An 8,323-nucleotide genomic window follows, 5' to 3' on the forward strand; every position below is an offset into this window, starting at 1 on the left:
TCGATTTTCCAGAAATTGAAGCTAAATACGATCGAAATTCGTAGCCTCAAAAAGCGGAAATTAATTTCTTGCTATTTTGAGAATAAGCGTTGGAACAACTTCTCCAACCTTCCAAGTAAATTGTCAAAACGTTTAAGAGTTATGCTTTTCCCGCACAACCGAGCAATTCGATTTTGCTTTTTACTACTTGTTTGATGGCCTCGCGTCCTGCACCGATAATTTTGCGCGGATCGAAGTTATCGGGTTTCTGTACTAAAAATTCTCGCACGCTTGCCGTGAATGCCAGCCTTAAATCGGTATCGATGTTGACTTTGGTAATTCCCAGCGAAATGGCTTTTTTTATATCCTCAGCCGGAACTCCTTTGGCTGCACCTAATTTCGCACCATATTGGTTTGCCTTTTCAATGATCTCTGGAATTACCGTCGAAGCACCGTGCAGAACCAGCGGAACGGAGATTCGCTTGCTAATTTCTGCCAACCGATCAAAGGCTAACTTTGCTTCTCCCTTAAACTTGTATGCCCCATGAGATGTTCCAATCGCTACGGCAAGAGTATCGCATTGAGTTTCGTGGACAAAACGTTTGGCTTCGTCAGGATCAGTGAGCCGCGCCTCTCGTTCGTCGACCGAAATATTATCTTCGATGCCACCCAGTCGACCTAACTCAGCCTCCACTGAAACGCCAACAGCATGAGCCATTTTGACGACCTCTTTGGTAATGGCGATGTTTTCCTCTAATGGGGCATGGGAACCATCGATCATCACTGAGGTCCAGCCATGACGAATACATTTTACGATTAGATTAAAATCAGTGCCATGGTCTAAATGCAAGCTGACCGGGATTTTTGCCTGCATTGCCATTTGTCGTACCATGGTGGATAGCACTTCAATGCCGCAGTATTCAATAGCACTGGTTGATGTGGCGATAATTACAGGCGCTCTTAGTTCTTCATGGGCAGCGATGATCGCCTGAGTGATCTCCATATTGCTTGTATTGAACGCCCCAATAGCGTATTTGCCCTCTCGAGCAGCTTGTTGCAGTTCTTTATTGGTTACTAACATGGCATACGTGTTCCTTCAGAAATGTCAAAATGGCTCAAAAATGAAATTGGCAAGAACCAAACGTCAGTGCTAAGCCCCTTTTTGAGTTATAAATTCAGATAGAGATTTGGATACCTTGTTAATGCAAAAATTGGTGTACATTATAAGAAAAAAATATTAAAATGTCAAGTTTTTTCTCTAAGCATGGGCAATAGCACAGAGCGCGACTGTCCTTGCGCCGTTAGTGATCAGCTCACGCGCACATTCATTCATCGTGGCGCCAGTTGTTATGACATCATCGATCAAAATTACATTTTTGTTCTGAATAGGCTCTTTATTGACGATTCTAAATGCCTGATTGACATTTTTCAAACGCTCTGAAGCCGAGAGTTTGGTTTGAGAACGCGTATATCGAACGCGTTTCAAAATGTGTTCGTCATAAGGTAATCCAGTTTGTCTCGCGATGGCTCGACAAAGCAGCGCGCTTTGATTATAGCCTCGCTCTCTTGCCCGAGTCTTGTGGAGCGGCACAGGAATGAGTAATGTTTCATCAGGAGAGAAGTTGAGCGGTTTCAATTTTTCCGCCATGAAGCTGCCGATTCGATTCGCGAGAATTTTGAAATTTCCATATTTGAAGCGATGAATCACTGTTTGGACGTTAGGGCTATATTGCCAGATCGCGATCGCGTATGAAAAAAAGATTTCTTCAGAAAATTTGGTTTTCAATTCCTGGACCAGATCGCTTCTATCATCAAGCAGTGGCAGATTGTTCCAACAGACATTGCACACTAATCTTTCATCTTGGTTGAGCAATGAATTACAGAGGATGCAGTACGGTGGGTAAGCAAAATCAAGGATCGTTTGTAGCAGCGTAGCAAAAGGCTTGGCAAATGTTGTGAGAATTTTTCTTTCTCTCATCGCCAAACTGAATCATTGCTCCGCGCGATGGACGCGATCGAATGAGTTCTTGTCAAGTCCATCGCGCGGAAGGTCAATTATTCCTTTTTATAGTCCGAAATTATAAACAAAGGCGACGCGGGGCGAGAAACGCCTTTGAGCTTTGTATTGATTGGATTCCTCATCGAATTTGAACGTGTGGATGTAATCCATAAAAAGCATCAGATACGGTTTTACTTTGTACCCAATACCGATGCGAGCGATCGATCGATCGTCCAATGTAAAGGCGTCATTCAAAGTTTCGATCCCCATTTTATCGTAATTTGCCTGAAATGCCAATACTGGAATCTTGTCCCCAGTATCGGCGGCTAGATGGAGCACGCCGCTATTCTTAGTCTGATCTATGCGTTGGAAATTGCCAACTAATCGAATGGTATTGAGAATGTGACCAGCGAGCTCTCCGAAAACCCCCTTGGTTTCATCTTGAACGGCAGCTAGAGCGAAATCCTTCCGATAGATCATCCCGGCATCGCCTGGCCGATATCGCTCTACCTCATAGAAGGCATCGAAATAGGAGGGGAGGAATTGTTTTCCCAATAACCGGCGTTCCAATTTGGCGGATACTTCGGCTATGCCAGCCACCAGTTGAAGATTAGCCTCAATGCCCAGAGCAACACCAGATCCAAATGTATCGATTTTGGCCCAATCGAAATAGGTAAAGGTATTCAACAATTGGGTCTTGAGGATCGGTAACTCGATATCAAATCCGAAGGCGTGAATGCCATCACTGGTGCCGCGCCGCGAATCCGGATCGACATCGGTGACATAGGTCGCGCCGAATGTCAGGTTTTTGATGATAGGGATGTCGATATATGGTTTCAAAGGACGGACGTATGCGCGTGCACCGAAAACCTCAAATCGGCCTAAATTATTCGACACTGTTTCAAAACCGGCGGGTCCGAAATCGATATCAAATTCCAGACCGATTTTCCGCTGGTCGAAGCTTGCTTCGTTGGTGTAATAGTTCATAATGAAGCCATGCCCCAATCGGGCGGCATCTAGCGTGCCGACACGAGCATAAAAATTATCGCGCTTGCGACCGTAACGAATATAACGGATGAGGCGCGCCCAGTCATATTTTTCATCCCAATCCACTGAACGGATTGCACCATTTTTCGTGTTATAAAGCAAGTTGACGTTAAGGCCAAAGCCGAATTTGCCCAAGCTGATGTCTGGTCGCAGGTTAAAAGTAAAATAGGTTTGATTATCGATCACAGTCATCCCAAGGCCGCCGATAAAACTGCCGCTATTGCCAAAAGGCGTTGCTTGTTGGGCAAAAGAACGCAGCGAGAAACTCGATATGAAGATCAGGCAGAGGGTCAATTTCATCCATCGATTCATGGCTGATTCCTTTCGTTGTTATGATGTTGATCGTTCAGTAATCTTTGCGAGCATCAATGAAGTTCATTTAGTTGGTGCGAACTATTGGCTAAATATAGATAGTGAAATTTTAAAAGTCAAGTTATATTTTTGAGCAACTCTCAATGAAATTTTTCCCTTGATTTTTTGTTAGAAAATTCGTATTATGCACCGCGCTTAACAGCTTAGACCAATTAAAACTAATCCAGTTCAACCAAATTCTCCATGAGCCCAAATGATCCTATGGCTCATGCTATTACGAAAATCAGGACTTTTGGAAGAGCTGATATTGATTGGATCGCTCAATTTGAGATGCAAATCAAAATTGCCTGTCGGCGGGGTGAGCGTCTCATTATATTTTTACCAATTGAGAAATCAATAATAGTTGGCTTATTCATTTAGCAATGCTCACGCAGGAATATGCAAATAAAATGTCAGTGTGAGAGAAACTTCTAAGGAGCTCATTTATGGGAAGAATGTGTGCAATTTGTGGCAAAAAACCTCACGTCGGGAAACAGATTAGTCATGCCCATAACGTCTCAAGTCGCCGTTTCTATCCAAATCTGCACAAGATGAGGATATCCCTCGACGGGAAGGAAAAGCGTGCCTATGTGTGTGCGAAGTGCATAAAAGCTGGGAAAGTGACTAAAATAATCTAACCGTCAAGGCTCATTATTGAGCCTTTTTTGTTCGATCTGCAGGACGATCGAATGCTTTGCTGAGACCAACGTCTTGAAGAGTACGATTGAGGAATTTCGATGATGAGAATTTATTTTCGTACGATTATTGCCTTGTTGGCTGGGGCTGTCATAGCGACGGGTTGTGCAGCCTATAAGATGAAAGCGATTCGCGCTCAACGGGACCATCGCTACGATCTGGCGATTAAATTTGCATTGAGACACTTAAATTCTCATCCTAATGATCAATCCTTGATCAAATTGTTGGATCAAGCAGCTCAGGGATATTTCGAACAGATTCAGCAAAACATTCTGCATTTCGAGCGACTGGATGACTGGGAGCGGGTCACGCAACTGGCCCAGCAAGGTTATCAAACCCTGTTCGAAGTTTCTCGAGTGGTTGGAACTACCTATCCCACCAAATCTCAATTAGAGTTTTTGCAGACCAAACGGGAGCAATCGAGATTTAGGCAAGCGGATGAATTGTACACCGAGGCGATGAAATTATATCAGCATGGTGATTACGCGACTGCGCTCCAAAGGTTCAAAGCAGTGAACGGTTATTTACCTCATTTTAAGGACACAGACCGGCTGCTGGAGGAAACTCAAAGGCAATTGGCTGCTAAGGAATATCAAAACGCCCGAAATCTATTGAATCAGTCTCAACTTGAAGCAGCGTTGGAAGCGTTCCAGCGAGTGGCAAACTACCAACCAAATTACCTCGATACCCAGCAGCAGGTGGATCGGGTCAGAGCACAATTGGCTGACAAATATTTCTTGGAGGGACAACGGCATTTTAGGGCAGGGGATTACAAGAATGCTTACCAGGCGCTGAAAAATTCGATCTATTACCAGCCTGACCATTCATCCGCTAAACAGCTTTATGAGGAAGCTAAGGAAAAGCTAACTGTACGAATGGCGATCTTTCCGTTTACGGCTACAAAAATGGAGACGAAGTTTGGAGAGTTGGTCTCGCAGCGACTGTTGGCTCAGGCGCTGCCTCGCCGCTCAGAGTTCATCGTTTTTTTAGAACGAGAACATCTCCAGAAAATTTTTGAGGAGCAAGCCCTATCGCAAACAGGAGCAATTGACGAGAAAACCGCGGTCGAGGTCGGCAAATTGAGTGGTGTCAACGTCATCGTGGTCGGCTCGATTACGCTGATCAGCCAAAAGGTCTCTGGCCCCACAGCGCGTCAGTTGACCGGCTATTATGATCAAAGTTATCGGGATGCCAAAGGCATCCAACGTTCCAAAAAAGAACCTTTTCAATACACCGCCTATGAGGTCCAGCGATCCGCTGAGGTAAATATCAGCTATCGTTTCATCAGTGTCGAAACTGGGGAAATTTTGTTTAATGAGTCATTAAGTCGAGTGGTAGATGATCACGCCGAATGGATCACCTGTCCCAAAGAGTTCGTCAAATATTTATCTTATTCAGATCGGAATAAGATCAACGCTCCAAAAGAACCAAAGACCTTGGATTCGTTGATCAATCAGGCAATCGATTCGCTCACCGATCAAGTGGCTTCGAAAATGATAAGCCGTCTGGCACCATTTTGATAAACATATCCATGTGAATTTAGGTCTTGGAGAATCAAGGGATGAGACGAATATATCTCACTTGGATCGTTCTAATTGTGGTTATTTGGGGTATTACTTCGTCCTGTTTGGCTGTGGAATATCCAATTATCGGAATTGGCGTTTGTGGGGGCTGGGCCCAAAATGAACTCACGCGCGGCGGATCAGCAAAAATTTTTTTGCGTTATTCGTTGGAAGCTTATATCCCTGGTTTCAACGTCGAAATTGGCTATGGTGCCAGTTTCTATTCTCCGCTATCCGATTCCGTCATTTTTCAACCTGATCCAGTGGTTGAGAGAAGGAAGATAACCACCCACATTTTCGATCGCTACCCAATCATAGCCGGGACATTTCAATTGCGCCCGTTTGGTGAAAACACCTTTATTTTTTTGGGCGGTGGTGCTCAGCTTCATTGGCTTCGCTCTGAGCGGAAAAGCACCGATCGGTATTGGGACGAGATTGCGCAGAAATACCAGGAACTTGAAATCACGAAACGCCCTCTGCTTGACGCCATGCGGTTCGGCTATCACTTTATTGCAGGCGTTCGATTTGGGCTTGGCGGGTTCGGCAGCCTGGATCTGGAGGTTCGAAAGATCTTTTTGAACGTCAATCGCGATGATTGGGATGAACCCGCTGCCAGCCGAAGATGGGCCGACAAAAATTGGGGCAGCCTCAATGTCAATTTGGGAATTACAGTTTACATCTTTTAGCTTTGGTCTGATCAAAATAGACAGTTCAGCAATGCTCTTGCGATTAAACAGAAATCATCCACAGAAACCATTTCTTCTTTTAATTTATCCCATCAAGCGCCATCCAGCACCAGAGTTGCTCAGGAAGCAAATAGCTTAGTCGAACTCCACGATTATTGCTGAATTGATTCGCTACGAGTAATTTAATCATCAGCGAGGCTTTTGAAGCCGTACCATCACCTTCTCAAGTAAAAAATAAAAATAACGAACCCCAAAATGATCGCAACTGACACCAATGCCCAAATATATGGAGGGAGCGTAAATACAGAGAGAGTTTTTCTTCGCGCTCGTTTCGCTGCCACCAAACGTTGCCAAATTTTCATGCGGTGCTGCGACAAATCCGCGTCTGGGAGTCTGCCATTCCTAAGACGCTGTTCAATTTCATGAATATTTTTTTTCATAACCAATCCTTCAATTTGCTCAATCCACGATGAATATGGGTTTTCACTGTATTCTCTGAGAGATCTAAAATCGCTGCGATTTCTTTAATGGACTTGTTTTCGAAATAGCGGAGGGTGAGTGCAGCCTGATATTTGGGTTTCAGCCGACTGAGGGCGGCGTGTACTCTACGAAATCGCTCATTTTTTGCGATCATTTCCTCAAGTTCAAGCAGTCCGGTATCTGTGAGGCGGTCATCTGCTAAGCTTCTTTTCACCTCGTCGTTGAGAGCGATTGTCTTTTTGCTCTTTCGGTAGAGCTGATTGATTTCATTGGTCGCAATGCGATATAGCCAGGCAGAAATAGATATGCCTCGCCAATTGAAATTCTCGATTTGTTCCAATGCTTTCATGAACGTAGCGGACGTAATATCGTCTGCCAGATAAGGATCGCCGGTTCGCCGCAAAGCATAATTGAATATTTTATCGAAAAACTTATTGAACAAATGCTCAAAATCAGCGGAGTTTTGCTTTGCCCGCTCGACTAATAATCGTTCACGGTCGATTTCTGTTTCATTGATCTGGTTGTTTCTCGACACTCTGTTATCCAATCAATAGATTTCTTTTTCATTTGCTGTAATCATAAAATACAAAGGCGACCGAAAAGTTTCATTTTAGATACTGCTAAACTTGTTAATGGATCTATGTCAGCTCAATTCTTTTAGATCGCCTAATTTTTGTCTAGTCAAAATTTTGGTTTCAAATTTGGGATGTGGTGATAAATTTTTGCGGTTTAGATTGTCTCATGCTACCGAAATTCCGAAAAGAAAAATCAGTTTTTTGATTCTTTCGTGCCCGATTGCATGATAAAATTGCCATGTTGTCATTTTGGGTTTTCCACCGATCGGGCCGCTCGATGTGTGTCCGTATCATATCATATCGTCAGAACCGCTTTTTGAGGGATGACTTTAAAAATTAACCCTTTTTCCTGTGAGCTCCCTTCTGATAACGCCGAAGACCAAATGATCCAGCAAAACAGCATAATTTCTCATTTTGTCGTTCTTAAAAATAGAGATCTTGATGAGGGCATTGGCGCTGGGACTTTTGAAAGAGAAGCTCGAAAATCAAAAAGCTCCAAGTGGATTTTTTGTGAAGCATTGGCATGGCGAGTGGATAGACGATTTTTGACCCTCTCGTTAGGTTGAGGAAATGCATAAAAAACGGGAACCAGTTTCTTTTAAAGAAGTAAAATAGCTTGAAATTTTCCGAAGGGGTGTTCGCCGAGAGGCGGGCTGAGATTAAACCCTTGGAACCTGATCTGGATAATACCAGCGAAGGGATTCGGAAACGATATGACAATCTTCACTGCACCTTTCCAATCCAATCGATCCCAAGCTGGCGATCGATTTTTTTTGGCCAGCGATCAGCTTCTATGTGAACCCCCTTCTGGAATGAATAACCCCCCAAAAAGAGTGAAGCTCTAAATAAAAGCCTCACGGCTGAATTCCATTTCAAAAACACAGGAGGGATACATTATGAAAAAGATGTTCAAATTCAGTTTATTGATTATAGCCAGCATCATGATAG

General features: G+C 43.8%; 8 protein-coding genes and 1 riboswitch. Of the genes, 4 read left to right on the forward strand and 4 right to left on the reverse strand.

The features are described from left to right. Positions 1-139 precede the first annotated feature (139 nt). From fba to ONB37_18970, 3 genes are all read right to left on the reverse strand, one after another. Entirely contained in the window at positions 140-1,060 is a 921-nt protein-coding gene (gene fba / locus ONB37_18960) for a class II fructose-1,6-bisphosphate aldolase (protein MDZ7402242.1), read from the reverse strand. Positions 1,061-1,237: 177 nt separating this feature from the next. Then, positions 1,238-1,957 (reverse strand): ComF family protein, encoded by a 720-nt coding sequence (locus ONB37_18965; protein ID MDZ7402243.1) that lies wholly within the window; start codon positions 1,955-1,957, stop codon positions 1,238-1,240. A gap of 87 nt (positions 1,958-2,044) precedes the next feature. Continuing rightward, positions 2,045-3,337, reverse strand: a complete 1,293-nt coding sequence (locus ONB37_18970; protein ID MDZ7402244.1) for a hypothetical protein — start codon at positions 3,335-3,337, stop codon at positions 2,045-2,047. 485 nt (positions 3,338-3,822) lie between these two features. On the opposite strand from ONB37_18970, the gene rpmB reads away from it, so the two are divergent. The 3 genes from rpmB (at position 3,823) to ONB37_18985 (ending at position 6,320) form a co-directional block, all read left to right on the forward strand. Beyond that, positions 3,823-4,014, forward strand: a complete 192-nt coding sequence (gene rpmB, locus ONB37_18975) for a 50S ribosomal protein L28 (GenBank protein MDZ7402245.1) — start codon at positions 3,823-3,825, stop codon at positions 4,012-4,014. A gap of 99 nt (positions 4,015-4,113) precedes the next feature. After that, positions 4,114-5,592: a hypothetical protein gene (locus ONB37_18980; protein ID MDZ7402246.1), complete on the forward strand. Its 1,479-nt coding sequence runs from the start codon at positions 4,114-4,116 to the stop codon at positions 5,590-5,592. Between the two features lie 41 nt (positions 5,593-5,633). Continuing rightward, positions 5,634-6,320 carry a hypothetical protein gene (locus tag ONB37_18985; GenBank protein MDZ7402247.1) on the forward strand — a complete coding sequence of 229 codons (687 nt, stop codon included), beginning with the start codon at positions 5,634-5,636 and terminating at the stop codon, positions 6,318-6,320. A 436-nt stretch (positions 6,321-6,756) separates the two neighbouring features. Here ONB37_18985 and ONB37_18990 read toward each other — a convergent pair whose 3' ends face one another. Then, a complete protein-coding gene (locus ONB37_18990) occupies positions 6,757-7,335 on the reverse strand; it encodes an RNA polymerase sigma factor (GenBank protein ID MDZ7402248.1) in 579 nt (192 codons plus the stop codon). 363 nt (positions 7,336-7,698) lie between these two features. Here ONB37_18990 and ONB37_18995 point away from each other — a divergent pair, with 363 nt between their 5' ends. After that, complete coding sequence (locus tag ONB37_18995) at positions 7,699-7,941, forward strand: hypothetical protein (GenBank protein MDZ7402249.1); 243 nt, start codon at positions 7,699-7,701, stop codon at positions 7,939-7,941. A 54-nt stretch (positions 7,942-7,995) separates the two neighbouring features. Beyond that, positions 7,996-8,094: riboswitch (TPP riboswitch) on the forward strand. The last annotated feature ends 229 nt before the right edge of the window (positions 8,095-8,323 follow it).

It is taken from the genome of candidate division KSB1 bacterium (genome assembly GCA_034506395.1).
Lineage (GTDB): Bacteria > Zhuqueibacterota > Zhuqueibacteria > Thermofontimicrobiales > Thermofontimicrobiaceae > Thermofontimicrobium.